This is a genomic window from Microbacterium sp. UNCCL10 (assembly GCF_000746195.1).
GTDB lineage: Bacteria > Actinomycetota > Actinomycetes > Actinomycetales > Microbacteriaceae > Microbacterium > Microbacterium saccharophilum.
The window spans coordinates 1,629,148-1,647,727 of the sequence record NZ_JQKT01000007.1; the positions used below are offsets into that span (position 1 = coordinate 1,629,148).

The window sequence follows — 18,580 nt, forward strand, 5'->3', positions numbered from 1 at the left end:
GACACCCCGATTGCTGATTCGCCAATGCTTCCATAGTTCAGGATGCCGATCCACAATCAGCATCGACAGACATCGACGATTCCGCAACGCTGGGCGCCATGGACCGCGGCCCGCACCCCGAGAACACCCATCGCTTCGAGACCCTGGCTGTGCATGGCGGCCGGGACGACCTCACGACGCTCGGCGTGCACGCTCCACCCCTCGACCTCTCGTCGACCTATCCCCTGCCGGATGTGCAGCGCGGCGGCGACTCCTACGAGACGCTCGCGGGCGGCGGGCGGCCTCCTGCGGACGGCAGCGCCGTGTACGCCCGGCTGTGGAACCCCACCGTCGCCCGGTTCGAGGACGCGCTCGCGCTGCTCGAGGGCGCCGAGGCGGCCGTCGCCTTCTCCTCGGGGATGGCGGCGGTCACGGCTGCCCTGCTCAGTCACACGACGTCGGTCGGCCGACCGCACGTCGTGGCGGTGCGTCCGCTGTACGGGGGCACCGACCATCTCCTGGCGACGGGCCTCCTCGGAACCGACGTGACGTACTGCACCGCCGATGAGATCGCCCGGGCGGTCCGCGGCGACACGGGGCTCGTCATCGTGGAGACCCCCGCCAACCCGACGCTGGAGCTCGTGGACATCGAGCGCGCGGTGGCTCAGGCGGGCTCGGTTCCCGTCCTCGTCGACAACACCTTCGCCACGCCGGTCCTGCAGAACCCGATCGCGCACGGCGCCGCCATGTCGCTGCACAGCGCGACGAAGTATCTGGGCGGGCACGGCGACGTCATCGGCGGGGTCATCGCGTGCAGCGAGGAGACGGCCGAGGCGCTGCGGCCCGTGCGCGCGATCACCGGCGCCGTCCTCCATCCGCTCGCCGCCTACCTGCTGCACCGGGGGCTCCCCACCCTCGCGCTGCGCGTGCGAGCCCAGCAGGCGTCCGCGGAGCGGATCGCGCGATGGCTGACCGAGGATCCCGCCGTCGCCGAGGTGTTCTACCCGGGTCTCACCGGGGACCCGCTCGTCGGGTCGCAGATGCGCGGCGGCGGGGCGATGATCGCTGTCCGCCTGCGCGGCGGCTACGAGGCCGCTGCACACGTGGCCGGCGCCACGCGGGTGTTCGGCCACGCGGTCTCGCTGGGCGGTGTCGATTCGCTCGTGCAGCACCCGGCAGCACTGACCCACCGCCCGGTGGCGCCGTCGGCGCGTCCGGGCGCCGACATCCTGCGGCTGTCGATCGGCCTGGAGCACATCGACGACCTGATCGCCGACCTCGCCCAGGCCCTCGCCTCGGCGCCGCAGGAGAGCACAGACGAGGCGGCGCCGGTGTCCGCTACGCCGTGACGACCTGCGCGGTGCCGAGCGGCGCGCCCGGGCCCATCTCGGCGGCGAGGCGGTTGGCCTCTTCGATCAGGGTCGCGACGATGTCCGCCTCCGGCACGGTCTTGATGACCTCGCCTTTGACGAAGATCTGACCCTTGCCGTTGCCGGACGCCACACCGAGGTCGGCCTCGCGGGCCTCACCCGGTCCGTTGACGACGCAGCCCATGACGGCGACGCGCAGCGGCACGGTCATGTCCTTGAGCCCCTCGGTGACGTTGTCGGCGAGGGTGTAGACGTCGACCTGGGCGCGTCCGCAGGAGGGACAAGAGACGATCTCGAGCTTGCGCTCGCGGAGGTTCAGCGACTGCAGGATCTGGTGGCCGACCTTGACCTCCTCGGCGGGCGGGGCGGACAGCGAGACGCGGATGGTGTCGCCGATGCCCTCCGACAGCAGGATGCCGAACGCCGTCGCGCTCTTGATGGTCCCCTGGAAGGCAGGGCCGGCCTCGGTGACGCCGAGGTGCAGCGGCCAGTCGCCCATCGCGGCGAGGAGGCGGTACGCCTTCACCATGACGACGGGGTCGTTGTGCTTGACGGAGATCTTGAAGTCGTGGAAGTCGTGCTCCTCGAACAGCGACGCCTCCCAGCGGGCGCTCTCCGCGAGCGCCTCGGGGGTCGCCTTGCCGTACTTCTGGAGCAGACGCGGGTCGAGCGACCCGGCGTTCACGCCGATCCGCAGCGACACGCCCGCGTCCTTGGCCGCCTTGGCGATCGCACCGACCTGGTCGTCGAACTTGCGGATGTTGCCGGGGTTCACGCGCACGGCGGCGCAGCCGGCGTCGATGGCCTGGAAGACGTACTTCGGCTGGAAGTGGATGTCCGCGATGACCGGGATCTGGCTCTTCTTCGCGATGATGTGCAGCACATCGGCGTCGTCCTGCGACGGCACGGCGACGCGGACGATCTCGCAGCCGGAGGCCGTGAGCTCGGCGATCTGCTGCAGGGTCCCGTTGATGTTGGTCGTCGGGGTCGTGCACATCGACTGGACGCTCACGGGGGCGTCACCGCCGACGAGGACTTTTCCTACCCGGATCTGGCGGCTCTTGCGGCGCGGGGCGAGGACGTCGGGGACCTTGGGCATCCCGAGATTGACTGCTGGCACGTCCTCAAGCCTACGACCCGCCGACCGGGTGCGGGCTGAGTGCGCCCGCGCGGCTGTGGTAGTTTCGGCGCATGTCCGCGAACCTCACCTGGTGGCACTCCGCATAAGGCGGTGTGTTCGCGTGACGACTGACACAGACCGCCCCGACGGGCGGTCTTCTTCGTAGGGCGACCGCCCCCACGACGAAAGACCGACCATGACCGGGTCCACTCCGCCGAACCTCGCCGCCCTCGCCGCCTCCGGGACGCCGTTCGCGCTCCTCGCCCGCGACGGCTCGACCGTCGAGGTCCTCGCCGGCGACATCGTCGACGTCGCCGCGCTCGCCGACATCCCCCTCGCGGATGCCGCCGGGACGCCCCGTGAGGTGCTCGCTCTCGTCCCGTTCCGGCAGGTCGTGGAGCGGGGCTTCGAATGCCACGACGACGGGGCGCCGCTGCGCTGCCTCGTCGTGGACGCCCACGAGGCGCTGCCCCTCGACGACGCGCTCGCCCAGCTCCCGACCGAGCGCGTCGCCCTCGCCGACGCCGGCTTCGACATCCCGGATGAGGAGTACGCCGCCATCGTCCGCCGCGTCATCGCGGATGAGATCGGCCGCGGCGAAGGCGCGAACTTCGTCATCCGGCGCGACTTCACCGCCGCCGTCGACGCGGATGCCGTGACGGCCGGACTCACCTGGTTCCGCGCCCTCCTCGAGCACGAGCGGGGCGCCTACTGGACGTTCCTGATCTCCACGCCGGGGCACCTCGCCGTCGGCGCCAGCCCCGAAGCGCATGTGAGCGCGAAGGGCGGCGTCGTCACGATGAACCCCATCTCGGGAACCTTCCGGCATCCCGCCGGCGGCGCCACCGTCGAGACCCTCGCCGAGTTCCTCTCCTCCACGAAGGAGACCGAGGAGCTCTTCATGGTCGTCGACGAGGAGCTGAAGATGATGTCCGCCGTCTGCACCGACGGCGGCCGCATCACCGGACCGCACCTGAAGGAGATGTCCCGGCTGACCCACACGGAGTACATGCTTCGCGGGCACAGCACGATGGACCCGCGCGATATCCTGCGGGAGACGATGTTCGCCCCGACCGTTACGGGCTCCCCCATGCAGAACGCGTGCACGGTCATCACGCGGCACGAGCGCTCCCCGCGCGGGTACTACTCCGGGGTCGCGGCCCTCTTCACCCCGCATCCGGCGGGCGGACACGACCTGGACGCCCCGATCCTCATCCGGACGGCGTACCTCGCCGACGGCGTCCTCCGGGTCCCCGTCGGCGCCACCCTCGTCCGGCACAGCGACCCCGACGGCGAGGTCGGCGAGACCCACGGCAAGGCCGCCGGCGTGCTGGGCGCCATCGGCGCCGTGGAGCGCGATCACATCGCGGAGGCGGTCGAGCTCGATGAGGACGCGCCGGCGGCGCAGCCGCGCCTGCTGGCCGATGACCCGGCGATCGCCGCTCAGCTGTCCTCGCGCAACGCCCGGCTCGCCGCCTTCTGGCTGAACCCGCAGGATGCCGGTGCGCACGGCCCCTTCGCGGGCCGCACCGCGCTCGTCGTCGACGCCGAGGACCGCTTCACGACGATGCTCGCGCACCAGCTGCGCCACCTGGGGTTCGAAGTGACGATCCTCCCGTGGCACGAGGTCGACGTCGCGGCGGTCGACGTCGCCGATCTCGTCGTCTCCGGTCCCGGCCCCGGCGACCCGCGCGAGGCGGACAGTCCGCGCATGGCGCGGATGCGCGAGGTCGTGCGTGCGCGCCTCGCCTCCGGGCGGCCGCTCCTGGCGGTGTGCCTCAGCCACCAGATCCTCGCCGCCGAGCTGGGCCTCGGGCTCGCCCCTCTGGATTCCCCGCACCAGGGACTGCAGAAGAGCGTGGACGTGTTCGGCGTGCCGGCCTCCATCGGGTTCTACAACACCTTCACCGTCCGCGTGCCGGCCGGCACCGCCGAGGTCGGGGCGACGCAGATCGCCGCGGATGCGGCATCCGGGGATGTCTACGCGCTGCGCGGTCCGGGCTACGCCTCCGTGCAGGGACACCTCGAGTCCATCCTGTCGCGGGACGGCCTGGAGACGCTCGAGCGTCTCATCACCCACGCGCTCACGTCCTGATCAGCGGGAGATCAGCCGAACAGGACGACCGGGTTGAAGACGTCGGCGAGGATCAGGATCCCGCCCATGACGATGAGTCCGATCACGACGACGAAGGTGACGGGGACGAGCTTCGTCGCATCCACGGGCTTGGGGGGCGGCCGCCGGAACAGCTTCGCCCACGCCCGCTTGAGACCGTCCCACAGCGCCACGACGACGTGCCCGCCGTCCAGGGGCAGGAGCGGCACGAGGTTGAAGACGAACAGCGCGATGTTCAGCGACCCGAGGAGGCCGAGGAGCGCGGACACGCGGTTCAGGATCGGCGCGTCGATCGCCGCGACCTCGCCCGCCAGGCGACCCGCGCCGACGACGGAGAGCGGGCCGTTCGGGTCGCGATCCTGACCGGTGAACAGGTCGACGGCGGTCTGGTAGACCTTGACCGGCAGCTGCCAGATGATGCCCATCACCTGCCCGGTCTGGTCCACCGCGGAGGCCGGGCCCGCCCAGATCGGCTGACGGACGAACTCGACGGATGCCGTCATCCCGACGAAGCCGACCTCGGCGGTCGTCACCTCGCCGCCGGCGCCTTCGACCTCGCGCTCGGCGAGCATCGGGGTCACCCGCAGCGGGACGGTCTCCCCGTCCCGCTCGACGACGATCTCCAGCGTGCGTCCGGGGGCGGCCTGGATGATCGCCGAGGCATCCGCGAAGGTGGCGACGTCCGCGCCGTCGACCGAGACGAGCACGTCCCCGGGAAGGATGCCGCCCTCCGCGGCCGGCGACGCCGGATCGCCGGCGTCGCACGTGGTCTGCGTCGTCCCGGCCGGCAGCACGCACTCGTTGACGGCCGCGACCGTCGTGGTCGCGGTCTGCACGCCGATGCCGCTGAACACGATCGCGAACAGCACGAAGGCCAGCAGCAGGTTCATGACCGGGCCGCCGAGCATCACGATGACGCGCTGGTACACCGGCAGCTCGTAGAAGGCCCGGCGCTCCCCGGTCGCGACCAGCGTCTCGTCGTTCGCGGCGCGGGCGTCCTGCACCATCGTCGCGAAGAACCCCCCGCCGGCGCGTCCCTCGGCGCCGGGCGATGGCGGGTACATGCCGGCCATCGAGATGTAGCCGCCCAGCGGGATCGCCTTGAACCCGTACTCGGTCTCCCCGAAGCGCCGCGACCACAGCGTCGGGCCGAAGCCGATCATGTACTGGCCGACGCGCACGCCGAACTTCTTGGCCGGCACGAGGTGCCCGACCTCGTGGAGCGCGATCGAGACGGCGAGCCCCACGACGAGGAGCACGACGCCGATGATGAAGGCGATGACGGTCACGAGCGCTCACGCTACCGTCCGGCGCTTTGAGTTTGCCGAGCCGCGCGCCGACTAGGCTCGGAGCGTGGAACGGGGACGACACGCGGCGCGCCGGGCGCGGGCCGTGCGCGGCTGCGCGGCAGCCGCCGTCGCCGTCGTCCTCGCCGCCACGGCGCACACACTCTCCGGCGGCGGCGCCCCGCCGTGGTGGCTCCTCGTCGCCGTGACACTCCTGGCCTCCCCGCTCGCCGTCGCGCTCGTCGGACGGGCCCCCGCCCTATGGCGCACGAGCGCGGTCGTCGCCGTCAGCCAGGCTCTCCTGCACACGGCGTTCGCCGCGGTGGGGACGGATGCCCCGGCAGCGGGCGTGCGGCATGTGCACGGCGGCGCCCTCCTGGGGATCGGTTCCGCCGGAGTCGTCCTCGACCCCGGGATGATCGCCGGCCACGCGCTGGCCGCGCTCATCACGACCGTGCTGCTGGTGTGGGGCGAGCGGATGCTGCGCGGGATGGGCCGGGGACTCCGCCGTCTCCTGCGCCTCCTTCCCGCCCACGGGCCCGGGTCGCCGTCGGCGCCGCCGCGCGCCGTGCCGGTCGCCCTGCCCACGCTCCCGCGGGTCCACCTCGCCTCCCTCTCCCGACGGGGACCGCCGGCCGTCTTCGGCTGAGCACGCCGCCTGCGCGGCATCCCCCTTCGCGGCGACCCGCCGCAATGACCCGAGAGAGAACCATGACCACCTCCACCCCTTCCCGCCGTCGCGCGCGCCTCCTCGGCGGCGCCGTCGCCGGCCTCGCCCTCGTCCTCGCCGCGCCGCTCGCGGCCTCCGCGCATGTGCACGTCTCGCCGACCGACGGCGCGGCGGGCACCACGACGCGCCTCGACTTCACGTTCAGTCACGGATGCGACGGCGCCCCCACGACCGCCGTCGTCCTCGACCTGCCCGAGGGCCTCGACGCCGTCACCCCGGTGCTCGACGGCGCGTGGACGATCACCCGCGACCTCGGCGCCGACGGCATCCCCACCACCGTCACCTATACGGCGGTCGCGCCCGTCGAAGACGGCGTCAGCGCGACCGTGTCGCTCGACGTCGTCTTCGCCTCGTCCGTCGCCGACACCGAGGTCGCCTTCCCCGTGCTGCAGGAGTGCGCCGAGGGTCAGAACGACTGGAGTGAGGTCGCCGAGGAGGGTCAGGACGCCCATGACCTCGAGGCGCCCGCGCCCGTCGTGACCGTCGGCGCCCCCGCCGAGACGGGCGACGAGCACGGCGGCGACCACGCCGACGCGTCGGCGCCCGGCGGGGTGTCCGAGGGCGCGGCCGACGGGGCCGACCCGGTCGCCCGCTGGCTCGGCGGAGGCGCCCTCGTCGCCGCCGTGGCCGCGCTCGTCGTCGTGCTGGTGCGCCGGCGCGCCTGACGCGACCCCGCGGCGGGGTGCGCGCACCCGCGCGCCCCGTCGCGATCGCATTCGCGCGGGCACGGGGGCGATCCGTGCGGGGGATGAGAGGATGGACGGGCCATGCCCAGTGACGCCGCGCCCTCCAATCTCCCGCCCGTGCTCCGCCCGGAGAACCCTCCGCAGCGGTCCCTCGCCGAACTCGCGGAGCGCTTCGGCCGCTCGCACAGCGGCGACCTCGGCGACACCCGCCTGACCGGCATCACGCTCGCCACCGCCGACCTCCGCGCCGGCGAGGCCTTCGTGGCGATCCAGGGCGCGAAGCGGCACGGGGCGGACTTCGCCCGGACCGCCGCGGAGAAGGGCGCCGCCGCGCTCATCACCGACGCCGCGGGCGCCGAGATCGCCCGCGACGCGGGGCTTCCGATCATCGTGGTCGACGACCCGCGGGCCCTACTGGGCGACCTCTCCGCATGGGTCTACGGCACCGGCCCGGACGACGACCTGCCGCTCCTTCTCGCCACGACCGGCACGAACGGCAAGACGAGCGTGTCACACCTCCTCGAAGGGATCCTCGGCCAGCTGGGCGTCGTGACGGGCCTGTCGTCCACAGCGGAGCGGCACATCGCCGGCGAGGTCATCGTGTCGCGCCTGACGACACCGGAGGCCTCCGAGTTCCACGCGCTGCTCGCGCTCATGCGCGAACGGGGCGTCGAGGCGGTGGCCGTCGAGGTCAGCGCCCAGGCCCTCTCCCGGCACCGCGTCGACGGCATCCTCTTCGACGTCGCAGGCTTCACCAACCTCACCCATGATCACCTCGACGACTACGCCGACATGCGGGAGTACTTCGAGGCCAAGCTGCCGCTCTTCACGCCCGAGCGGTCGCGCCGCGCCGTCGTGTGCCTCGACTCCGCCTACGGCGCGGAGGTCGCGCAGCGCAGCACCGTCCCGGCCGTGACGATCATCACTCCCGCGATCGCCGTCGACCCGTCCGCCGCGGCGGACTGGCGCGTCGAGATCGTCGAGGAGCGCCAGGACGGCACCGAGTTCACCCTGACGGGGCCGGAGGGCCGGTCCCTCACGACGACCGTCCCGGTCATCGGTCGCCACATGGCCGCCAACGCCGGCCTCGCGATCGTCATGCTCCTCGAGGGCGGCTACACCTGGGAGCGGCTCGTCGCCGTGCTCGACGGCGGCCGCATCGACGCACACCTCCCCGGTCGCACACAGCGGGTGTCCGGCGACCGCGGACCCGCCGTCTACATCGACTTCGGGCACTCCCCCGACGCGTTCGAGAAGACGCTCGCGGCCGTGCGGCGGGTGACGCCCGGCACCGTGCTCATGCTCTTCGGCGCCGACGGCGACCGCGACGCGACGAAACGGCACGACATGGGCCGGACGGCGGTGGAGGGCAGCGACATCCTCATCGTCACCGACCACCACCCGCGTTTCGAGGACCCCGACGCGATCCGTGCGACCCTCGTCGAGGGCGCCCGACGCGCGGCGCCGGATGCCGACATCCACGAGTACTCGCCGCCCGAGCGGGCGATCCGGGAGGCCGTCGCGCTCGTCGGCGACGGCGACGCCATCCTGTGGGCGGGGCCCGGCCACCAGGACTACCGCGACATCCGGGGCGTCCGCACACCGTACTCGGCGCGCGAGCTCGCGCGGCGCGCGCTGCGCGACGCGGGGTGGCCCGTCCCCGAGCCGTCCTGGCCCGTGCCGTACCCGGCCGACGAGACACCGCTCTCCGACCCCTCGCGCCCGCTGGCCTGACGCGCCCCCGGGGCCTGGCCCGTGCTGGGCCTGACGCGCGCCGTGCTCGCGCTTGGCGCGAATGGGGTCACTTCGCGCCGCCTCACAGCGCTCGAGGCGGCGCGAACCGCCCCCCATTCCCTGCGCCGCTCGGGAACCGACGGGATCGGGGTCGCCTCGTGCCGCTTCGGCCCGCTCGAGGCGGCGCGAACCGCCCCCATTCCCTGCGGCACGGACGAGCGAACGGGATCGGGGTCACCTCATGCCGCTTCGGCCCGCTCGAGGCGGCGCGAAGCGACCCGAACTCTGGCACATCCTCGCGCGGACCCCCCGCGAAACCGCCGGCGCGGAACCCGCGCGGCCTTTGTGGCCAGGCCACAGTCGCGACCGGCGGACCCGCGCTGGCGATTGTGGCATGCGTGCACGCCCTAGCCGTGGTCTGACCATAGCGCTATGCTGGTCCCAACCGGCACGCCGAGCGGAATACCGCCACCAGACGGGGAACCACCCGACGCGCTCGATCCCACGAGGACATGAGGAAGCGACATGACCACCGTCACCCCCGCCGCACAGGACGCCCAGCCCGCCGCCTGGACCGGATTCACCCCCGGGCCGTGGCAGGACGGCATCGACGTGCGCGACTTCATCCAGCGCAACTACACGCCGTACACCGGCGACGCGTCGTTCCTGCAGGGCGCCACCGCCCGCACGACCCGCATCTGGGACACGCTGAGCGCGATGTTCCCGGTCGAGCGGGAGAAGGGCATCTACGACGTCGACACCCACACGCCCGCGTCCATCACGGCGCACGCGCCCGGGTACATCGACCAGGCGGACGAGATCATCGTGGGCCTCCAGACGGATGCCCCCCTCAAGCGCGCCATCATGCCCAACGGCGGATGGCGGATGGTCGAGGGCGCACTGAACACCTACGGCTACGAGATCGACCCCACGCTGCGGACCGTCTTCACGACCTACCGCAAGACGCACAACGAGGGCGTCTTCGACGCGTACCCGCCGAACGTCCGCGCGGCGCGCAGCTCCCACATCATCACGGGCCTCCCCGACGCGTACGGCCGGGGCCGCATCATCGGCGACTACCGCCGCGTCGCCCTGTACGGCGTCGACGCGCTCATCACCTCCAAGAAGGTCGACAAGCTCGGCCTGGACACCACCCCGTTCACCGAGGAGATCGTGCGCCAGCGCGAGGAGCACGCCGAGCAGATCCGTGCGCTCGGCGAGCTGAAGCAGATGGCCGCGTCCTACGGCGTCGACATCTCCGGCCCCGCGACGACGGCCCGCGAGGCCGTGCAGTGGCTGTACTTCGCCTACCTCGGCGCCGTCAAGGAGCAGAACGGCGCGGCCATGTCCCTCGGCCGCACCTCGACGTTCCTCGACGTGTTCATCGAGCGCGACCTCGTCGCCGGCCGCATCACCGAGTCCGAGGCGCAGGAGATCATCGACGACTTCGTGATCAAGCTGCGCATCGTCCGGTTCCTCCGCACGCCCGAGTACGACGCGCTGTTCTCCGGCGACCCCACCTGGGTCACCGAGACCATCGGCGGCATGGGTGAGGACGGCCGTGCGCTCGTGACGAAGAACTCGTTCCGGTATCTGCAGACGCTCTACAACCTGGGCCCGGCCCCCGAGCCGAACATGACCGTGTTCTGGAGCCCCGAGCTGCCGCAGGGATTCAAGGACTTCTGCGCCCGCGTCTCGATCGACACGTCGGCCGTGCAGTACGAGTCCGACGAGATCATCCGCGCCGCATGGGGTGACGACGCCGCCATCGCGTGCTGCGTCTCGCCGATGCGCATCGGAAAGCAGATGCAGTTCTTCGGCGCCCGCGTGAACCTCGCCAAGACGCTCCTGTACGCCATCAACGGCGGACGCGACGAGGTCAGCGGCAAGCAGGTCTCACCCATCGCCGCACCCGTCGGCGACGGACCGCTCGAGTTCGACGACGTCATGGCCCGGTTCGACAAGACGATGGACTGGCTCGCCGAGACGTACGTGGAGGCGCTCAACTGCATCCACTGGTCGCACGACAAGTACGCGTACGAGCGGCTCGAGATGGCGCTGCACGATCGTGACGTCCTCCGCACCATGGCCTGCGGCATCGCCGGCCTGTCCGTCGCGGCCGACTCGCTGTCGGCGATCAAGTTCGCCACCGTCACCCCGGTGCGCGACGAGCGCGGCATCGTCGTCGACTACACGACCGAGGGAGAGTTCCCGACGTTCGGCAACGACGACGACCGGGTCGACGGCATCGCCGTGGACCTCGTCGAGCGCTTCATGACGAAGATCCGCCGCCACCCGATGTACCGGAACGCCATGCCCACGCAGTCGGTGCTGACGATCACCTCGAACGTCGTGTACGGGAAGGCGACCGGCAACACGCCCGACGGCCGCCGCGCGGGCGAGCCGTTCGCTCCGGGCGCCAACCCGATGAACGGACGCGACACCCACGGGATGCTGGCATCCGCGCTGTCGGTCGCGAAGCTGCCCTATGACCAGTCGCAGGACGGCATCTCGCTCACCAACACCGTCGTCCCCGCCGGCCTCGGCCGCACGAAGGACGAGCAGGTGCAGAACCTCGCCGGTCTCCTGGACGCCTACATCGGGTCCGAGGGCTACCACATGAACGTCAACGTGCTGAACCGCGAGACGCTCCTGGATGCCATGGAGAACCCCGAGGGCTACCCGCAGCTGACGATCCGCGTCTCCGGCTACGCCGTGAACTTCGTGCGACTGACCCGCGAGCAGCAGCTCGACGTGCTCTCCCGCACCTTCCACGGCTCGATGTGACCGTCATGTTCCCGCTGACCGCCCTCCCGCCCGAGGCGACGCGCCTGGAGGCTCCCTCCGGCCCCTCCGCCTCGGCGGCGGGGCCGCGCGCCGGCCACGGCCTGGACGGCCTGCGCGTCGCGCAGGTCGACCGGGGCGAACGCCTCACCGCGATGCGGGAGGGGCGCCTCGGCTCCGTGCATTCCTGGGAGCTCGTGACGGCGGTGGACGGCCCGGGAACCCGGCTCACGGTGTTCCTGAACGGCTGCCCGCTGCGCTGCCTGTACTGCCACAACCCCGACACCCTCGCGATGAAGGACGGCAAGCCGGTCACCGCCGACGAGGTCATCACCCGCATCCGCCGCTACGCCGGCGTCTTCCGGGCCACCGGCGGCGGGCTCACCCTGTCCGGCGGCGAGGTGCTGATGCAGCCGCAGTTCGCGGCCCGCATCCTGCACGGCGCGAAGGCGCTCGGTGTGCACACCGCCCTCGACACGAGCGGCTACCTCGGCACGAACGCGACCGACGAGATGCTCGCCGACACCGACCTGGTGCTGCTGGACGTGAAGTCCGGCGACCCGGAGACGTACCGCAAGGTGACCGGGCGCGACCTCGAGCCGACACTCGCGTTCGGCTGGCGCCTCGCGGAGCTCACCGATGGGCCGGAGATCTGGATCCGCTTCGTGCTGGTGCCGGGCCTCACCGACGACGAGGCGAACGTGGAGGCCGTCGCCCAGTACGCGGCGTCGCTCAACGAGATCCGGCCGGGCGCGCTGACCCGCGTCGAGGTGCTGCCCTTCCACCAGATGGGTCGTGACAAGTGGAAGGCGGTCGGCCGGGAGTACGAGCTGGCCGACACCGAGCCGCCGACCCCCGAGCTGGTGGAGCGCGTCCGCGAGCAGTTCCGCGCGCACGGCCTCACGGTGCACTGACCGTTCCCCCGACGGTCAGATCGAGCCCAACGGCGGGCTTGTCGATCGGTCCGCCCCACCGCTTCCGGGGCGGGCCGATCGTTGCCGTGCGCGCGAAACGCAGGAGCGGACGTGACGGGTGTGGTGGGTGTGGCTCAGAGGCCCCGGGCGTCACACCATCTCCTGCAGATCGACCCGTGCAGCGGCTCGCGCGCCGGTGACGGCGGACCGGGATGCCGCGGCGCCGATCGGGAGGCGGCGCCGCGCCGGAGGCGTCAGCGCGCCGCGATGACGCGGTCGGCGGCGGCGCGGGCCCACCGCTCCGCCTCGGCGAGCGATTCGCGGGTCAGTTCCCCGGGAGCCTCGTGCTCGTCGACGACGCGCGCGACCGTGTCGAGGATGCCGGTGAAGCCCAGCTTCCGCTCGTGGAACGCGTCGACGGCCTGCTCGTTGGCGGCGTTGAACACCGCGGGGTAGGTTCCTCCGGCGCGCCCGACGCGCTTGGCGAGCTCGACGGCGGGGAACGCCTCGGCGTCGAGCGGCTCGAACGTCCATGCGGTCGCGGTGGTCCAATCCAGCGGCACGCCGACGCCGGCCACGCGATGCGGCCAGTCCAGTCCCAGCGAGATCGGCAGGCGCATGTCGGGCGGCGAGGCCTGCGCGATCGTGGAGCCGTCGGTGAACTCGACCATCGAGTGCACGATCGACTGCGGGTGCACGACAACGTCGATCTCGTCGTAGTCCACGCCGAACAGCAGATGCGCCTCGATGACCTCGAGTCCCTTGTTCACGAGGGTCGCGGAGTTCGTCGTGACGACACGCCCCATGTCCCACGTCGGGTGGGCGAGCGCCTGCTCCGGGGTGACATCGGCGAGGGCCGCCCGGTCGCGGCCACGAAAGGGCCCGCCGGATGCCGTGAGGACGAGGCGGCGCACCTCGGTGCGCTCCCCCGCGCGCAGAGCCTGCGCGATGGCGGAGTGCTCGGAGTCCACGGGGACGATCTGGCCGGGGGCGGCCAGCCGCGTCACAAGGTCGCCGCCCACGATCAGCGACTCCTTGTTGGCGAGGGCGAGGACCCGTCCGCTCTCCAGGGCCGCGAGCGTCGGGCCGAGGCCGACCGAGCCGGTGATGCCGTTGAGGACGACGTCCGCGTCGACGTCGCGGACGAGCTGCTCGGCCTCGATCGCGCCGAACGCCGTGTGCTCGACCCCGAACTCCGCCGCCTGCGCGGCGACGCCGGCGCGATCCGATCCCGCCGCGAGACCCACCACCTCGAACCGGTCGCGCCGGTCGCGGATGACATCCAGCGCCTGCGTCCCGATCGATCCCGTGGAGCCGAGGATCAGGACGCGCCGCACGGGTTCAGCCTCCCGGGTCACTGGGCCGGGATGTGCTGCGCGCCGAGGATGTCGACGACGAAAATCAGGGTCTCGCCCACCAGATCGGTCGTGTTGATCTCACCCTCGCCGTAGCCGTCCACAGGCGGGATCACGACGAGCACCTGCGAGCCGACGGGGTACCCCTCGAGCGCCTTCTGGAAGCCGGGGACGAACGACGTGGTGCGCTGCGCGTACGGGACGCCGCCCTTGGCCCACGTCGAGTCGAACGATTCGCCGTTGGACCAGCGGACGCCCCAGTACTGGATGAGGACCGCGTCGCCGGACTGCACCTCGTAGCCGTCGCCCTTCTTGAGGGTCGCGAGCGTCGTCTCGGTGGGGAGGTCGCCCTCCGGCACGGTGACGGTGGGCGCGCCGTCGTCGGCGAGGGTCACCTTCGGCATCCCGGCGACCGGCTCCTGCGGCTCGCCCCACGCGGCCGTCGGGACGACGGAGAGCAGGTCGAGCACGTAGATCTCGGCGGCCGTGTCGTCGGTCTTCGGGAACGCGGCGACCACGCGGGTGCCGACCGGGCTGCAGCCGAACGTCTCGCCGAGCGGGCTGTCTGCGGAGATCTGCGCCGGAAGCATCTCGCCGGGTTCGTAGCCCGCCGTCGCGATCTCCTCGCCGGTCTCGGGGTTGAAGGCTGTCAGCGCGTACGAGACGAAGTCCCCCGCCTCGACCTTGTCGCCGTCACCCTCCTCCACGACGGTGACCTGGCGGTCGGCCACCTCCAGCGGTGCATCGAACACGAGCGTCGACGGTTCGCCGACCTCGCCGGTGACGGTTGCCGCCTCGGACGCCGCACCGGAATCCGCGACCGCCGCGCACAGGTCGGCGGCGCCGCTGGCATCGGGGGACGGCGCGTCGCTTCCCGCGCCGGCACAGCCGGAGAGCAGCAGCGCCGAGACGGCGACGACGGACAGGGCGAAGGGGCGCAGGCGCACGGAAGACCTCACAGTGGGAGACGGGACACGCCCATCCTCGCGCATTTTCTTCTGCCTCGGCTGAGAAGGCGCCATGCCCGAGGCGGAATGGAAACGGGAGTAACCTCGTCGAGTGACCGCAGAGGAAGAGCCCGTACCCGACGTGGCATCCGCGGACGAGAACGAGGTCGCCGGCGTCGGCCTGACCTATTACGTCATTCGCTGGCTGATCGCGCCGCTGGCGCGACTGATCTACCGTCCCCGCATCGAGGGTCGGAAGAACATGCCGCGCAAGGGCCCCGTCATCCTGGCGAGCAACCATCTGTCGTTCATCGACTCGTTCGTCATCCCCATGTTCGCGCCGCGCCCGGTGTACTTCCTCGCGAAATCGTCGTACTTCGAGGGGAAGGGGGTCGCCGGCTGGTTCAGCCGGCAGTTCTTCACCGCGATCGGCGCGACGCCGGTGACGCGCGGCGCCGGCCAGGCGGCACTGGACGCCCTCGACCAGCAGCGCCGGATCCTCGAGTCCGGCCGCGCGATCGCGCTGTACCCGGAGGGCACGCGGTCGCTGGACGGCCGGCTCTACAAGGGCCGCACGGGCGTCGCGTTCCTCGCCCTGCAGACCGGTGCGCAGGTCGTCCCGGTCGGTCTCGTCGGCACGAGCGACGCCATGCCGGTCGGCGCGAAATGGCCGAAGATGCGGCCGCAGGTGATCATCCGCTACGGCGAGCCGCTCGACCTGGCGCACCACGGCCCCGCCTCATCCGGCCGTGCCCGCCGTCTCGCGACCGACGAGATCATGGCCGCGATCCACGCCCTCTCCGGCCAGGAGCTCGCGCACGCCTACAACGAGGCACCCGCGCAGACCCCCGTCGAGCGTCTCAGGCAGGTCCTGCCGCACGAGCGTCGTTAACCTCCGCGACGACCACCGTCGGCTCGTGCCGCACGGGGAAGTTCACCGAATTCGCGATGAAGCACCACTCGCGTGCCTGCGCGTGCGCCGCGGTCGCCGCGGGGATCATCGCCGGGTCGCTGACCGTCACCCGCGGCCGCAGCACGACCTCGGTGAACGCTCCCCCGCCGCGCCCGTCCTCCACCATGCGTCCCGTCGCGTCATCCGCGTAGGAGACCACGACGACGCCCGCCTGCACGCACGCGTGCAGGTACGACAGCAGATGGCACTCCGACAGGGCGGCCAGCAGGAGATCCTCCGGGTTCCACTTGGCCGGGTCTCCGCGGAACGGCTTGTCGCTGGATGCCGTCAGCTCCGGCTTCCCGTCGATCGAGATCGTCACCGCCCGGTCGTAGTCGCGGTACCCGCTCGTCCCCGTGCCGCGGTTCCCGGTCCAGACGCTCCGCAGCGCATAGTCATGCTCGCCGATCATCCGGCCAGTCTGCCATCGCGGGTCGCGGCGGAGGCGACGATAGGCTGACGGGGTGGCGCAGACCTTCACCGTCCCGGATGCAGTCGAACTGGCCGTCGTGGAACGGAGCGGCTTCGTCGAGTCCCGCCACGCGGGATCGGCGATCGTGCTCGACCCCGACGGGGTCGCCGTCCGCACACTCGGCGACGTCGACACGCCGATCCTCCCCCGCTCCAGCCTGAAGCCGCTGCAGGCGCTCGCGTGCCTCACGGCCGGCGCTGCCCTCGACGGCGAGCGCCTCGCGCTGGCGACCGCGAGCCACGCCGGCACCGACCGACACGTCGCCGTCGTCCGATCGATCCTGGCGGCCGCCGGGCGCGGCGAGGACGACCTGCAGTGCCCGCCGGCGTGGCCCGGCGACGCGGCCACGCGGGACGAACTCGTGCGCGAGCTCGGTCAACCGCAGCGAGTCCGGATGAACTGCTCCGGAAAGCACGCCGCCATGCTGCTCGCCTGTTCTGCCAACGGGTGGGACCACACCACCTACCTCGACCCCGCGCATCCGCTGCAGCTGCACATCCGCGAGGTGATCGAGCGGCTGACCGGAGCGAAGCCCGCCGCGACCGCCGTCGACGGGTGCGGCGCACCGGTCTTCGCGATGAGCCTCGCCGCCCTGGCACGGGCGATCCACCGCATCGGATCGTCGTCGGAGCGGTCGCCGTTCGCGCTGCACCGCAGCGCCGGGCAGCTCGTGCGCGCCGTGCGGGAGAACCCGTGGACGATCGACGGCCCCGGCCGGCCGGACACGATCGCGATCGAGCGCCTCGGCGTCTTCGCGAAAGGCGGCGCCGAAGGCGTCATGGTGATGGTGGCCCCGAACGGCGCCACGGTGGCCGTGAAGATCCTCGACGGCAACGGGCGCGCGACCACCGCCATCGCCCTGGCGCTGCTCGAGCGGGTCGGCGCGCTGCCTGCGGGCGACGTCGCGCAGACCCTGTCGCTACTTCCGCTGTCGGTCACCGGCGGCGGGCAGGACGTCGGGTCCATCCGGCCGACGGTGTAGTCGTCCCCACAAGGGACGCAGAAAGGACGAGCATGCGGATCTGTGTTCCCACCGAGATCAAGAACAACGAGTATCGGGTCGCCCTCACGCCCGCCGGCGTGCACGACCTGTCCGCCGCGGGACACGAGGTCTTCGTGCAGCGCGGCGCGGGCCTGGGCTCGTCCATGACCGACGCGGAGTACGAGGACGCCGGCGCCACGCTTCTCGACGACGCGGCCGAGGTGTGGGCGCGGGCGGAGCTCCTGCTGAAGGTGAAGGAGCCGATCGCGTCGGAGTACGGGTACTTCCGCGACGACCTGGTCCTCTTCACCTACCTGCACCTCGCCGCCGACCGCCCGCTCACCGACCGGCTCGCGGCGGACCGCGTGACCGCGATCGCGTATGAGACGGTCCAGTCCCCCGGCGGCGGGCTGCCGCTCCTCGCGCCGATGAGCGAGGTCGCGGGGCGGCTCGCGCCGACCGTCGGTGCGGCGACGCTGCTGCGCTCCGCGGGCGGACTCGGGTTGCTCATGTCGGGCGTCCCGGGGACGCGCCCCGCGACCGTCACCGTCATCGGCGGCGGGGTCGCCGGCGCGAATGCGGCCGTCATCGCCGTCGGCATGGGCGCCGACGTCACGGTGTTCGACACGAACATCCAGCGCCTGCGCTACCTCGACGACCACTTCCAGGGACGCATCAAGACGGCCGCGTCGAACCCCCTCGACCTCGACCGCGCCGTCGTCGCCAGCGACCTCGTGATCGGCTCGGTCCTCATCCCGGGGGCGAAGGCGCCCAAACTCGTCACGAACGACATGGTGGCGCGGATGCGGCCCGGTTCGGTGCTCGTCGACATCGCCGTCGACCAGGGCGGCTGCTTCGAGGACACGCGTCCCACGACCCACGCCGACCCGACGTTCACGGTGCACGGCAGCGTCTTCTACTGTGTCGCCAACATGCCCGGCGCCGTGCCGAACACGTCGACGTCGGCGCTGACCAACGCGACGCTGCCCTACATCCGCCGGATCGCGGCGCAGGGCTGGCGCGACGCGCTGCGCGCCGACGCGTCGCTGGCCGCCGGGCTCAACACCGTCGGCGGGGAGGTCGTGAACGCCGGCGTCGCGACGGCGCACGGCCTCCCGCCGCGCTCACTCGAAGACGCCCTCGCGTGAGGAGGCCC

15 protein-coding genes are annotated in these 18,580 nt (G+C 72.1%); 10 read left to right on the forward strand and 5 right to left on the reverse strand.

Translation table 11 applies throughout. The features are described 5' to 3' along the window. Window positions 1–98: 98 nt before the first annotated feature. Window positions 99–1,328, forward strand: coding sequence for a trans-sulfuration enzyme family protein (locus tag BR85_RS08045; protein WP_051526211.1), 1,230 nt, complete (start codon window positions 99–101; stop codon window positions 1,326–1,328). On the opposite strand, the gene ispG is transcribed toward BR85_RS08045, so the two are convergent. Next, entirely contained in the window at window positions 1,318–2,469 is a 1,152-nt protein-coding gene (gene ispG / locus BR85_RS08050) for a flavodoxin-dependent (E)-4-hydroxy-3-methylbut-2-enyl-diphosphate synthase (RefSeq protein ID WP_174799867.1), read from the reverse strand. The genes BR85_RS08045 and ispG overlap by 11 nt on opposite strands. A gap of 196 nt (window positions 2,470–2,665) precedes the next feature. Between ispG and BR85_RS08055 the strand changes: the two genes are divergently transcribed. Then, window positions 2,666–4,564, forward strand: a complete 1,899-nt coding sequence (locus BR85_RS08055) for a chorismate-binding protein (protein ID WP_028496076.1) — start codon at window positions 2,666–2,668, stop codon at window positions 4,562–4,564. Window positions 4,565–4,575: 11 nt separating this feature from the next. Here BR85_RS08055 and BR85_RS08060 read toward each other — a convergent pair whose 3' ends face one another. Beyond that, entirely contained in the window at window positions 4,576–5,871 is a 1,296-nt protein-coding gene (locus BR85_RS08060; RefSeq protein ID WP_028496077.1) for a M50 family metallopeptidase, read from the reverse strand. Window positions 5,872–5,935: 64 nt separating this feature from the next. Between BR85_RS08060 and BR85_RS08065 the strand changes: the two genes are divergently transcribed. From BR85_RS08065 to pflA, 5 genes are all read left to right on the forward strand, one after another. Next, window positions 5,936–6,517 carry a hypothetical protein gene (locus BR85_RS08065; protein ID WP_028496078.1) on the forward strand — a complete coding sequence of 194 codons (582 nt, stop codon included), beginning with the start codon at window positions 5,936–5,938 and terminating at the stop codon, window positions 6,515–6,517. 62 nt (window positions 6,518–6,579) lie between these two features. Further along, entirely contained in the window at window positions 6,580–7,263 is a 684-nt protein-coding gene (locus BR85_RS08070; RefSeq protein WP_028496079.1) for a DUF1775 domain-containing protein, read from the forward strand. Window positions 7,264–7,365: 102 nt separating this feature from the next. Beyond that, complete coding sequence (locus BR85_RS08075; RefSeq protein ID WP_028496080.1) at window positions 7,366–9,018, forward strand: Mur ligase family protein; 1,653 nt, start codon at window positions 7,366–7,368, stop codon at window positions 9,016–9,018. Window positions 9,019–9,543: 525 nt separating this feature from the next. Beyond that, window positions 9,544–11,805, forward strand: coding sequence for a formate C-acetyltransferase (gene pflB, locus BR85_RS08080; RefSeq protein WP_028496081.1), 2,262 nt, complete (start codon window positions 9,544–9,546; stop codon window positions 11,803–11,805). A gap of 5 nt (window positions 11,806–11,810) precedes the next feature. Then, complete coding sequence (gene pflA / locus BR85_RS08085) at window positions 11,811–12,716, forward strand: pyruvate formate-lyase-activating protein (protein ID WP_081782728.1); 906 nt, start codon at window positions 11,811–11,813, stop codon at window positions 12,714–12,716. Window positions 12,717–12,970: 254 nt separating this feature from the next. On the opposite strand, the gene dxr is transcribed toward pflA, so the two are convergent. Both dxr and BR85_RS08095 read right to left on the reverse strand, forming a co-directional pair. Next, window positions 12,971–14,053: a 1-deoxy-D-xylulose-5-phosphate reductoisomerase gene (gene dxr / locus BR85_RS08090; protein WP_028496083.1), complete on the reverse strand. Its 1,083-nt coding sequence runs from the start codon at window positions 14,051–14,053 to the stop codon at window positions 12,971–12,973. 17 nt (window positions 14,054–14,070) lie between these two features. Continuing rightward, on the reverse strand, window positions 14,071–15,018 hold the full coding sequence (locus BR85_RS08095; protein WP_028496084.1) for an FKBP-type peptidyl-prolyl cis-trans isomerase: 948 nt from the start codon (window positions 15,016–15,018) through the stop codon (window positions 14,071–14,073). 142 nt (window positions 15,019–15,160) lie between these two features. Here BR85_RS08095 and BR85_RS08100 point away from each other — a divergent pair, with 142 nt between their 5' ends. After that, the gene (locus tag BR85_RS08100) at window positions 15,161–15,910 is read left to right on the forward strand and encodes a lysophospholipid acyltransferase family protein (RefSeq protein WP_424960589.1); all 750 of its coding nucleotides are present in this window, start codon (window positions 15,161–15,163) and stop codon (window positions 15,908–15,910) included. Here BR85_RS08100 and BR85_RS08105 read toward each other — a convergent pair. Then, on the reverse strand, window positions 15,879–16,382 hold the full coding sequence (locus BR85_RS08105) for an OsmC family protein (protein ID WP_028496086.1): 504 nt from the start codon (window positions 16,380–16,382) through the stop codon (window positions 15,879–15,881). The two genes, BR85_RS08100 and BR85_RS08105, sit on opposite strands and share 32 nt — an antisense overlap. A 52-nt stretch (window positions 16,383–16,434) precedes the next feature. Here BR85_RS08105 and BR85_RS08110 point away from each other — a divergent pair, with 52 nt between their 5' ends. Beyond that, window positions 16,435–17,424, forward strand: coding sequence for an asparaginase (locus BR85_RS08110; protein WP_028496087.1), 990 nt, complete (start codon window positions 16,435–16,437; stop codon window positions 17,422–17,424). Window positions 17,425–17,456: 32 nt separating this feature from the next. Further along, entirely contained in the window at window positions 17,457–18,572 is a 1,116-nt protein-coding gene (gene ald, locus BR85_RS08115; RefSeq protein WP_028496088.1) for an alanine dehydrogenase, read from the forward strand. Window positions 18,573–18,580: the final 8 nt, after the last annotated feature.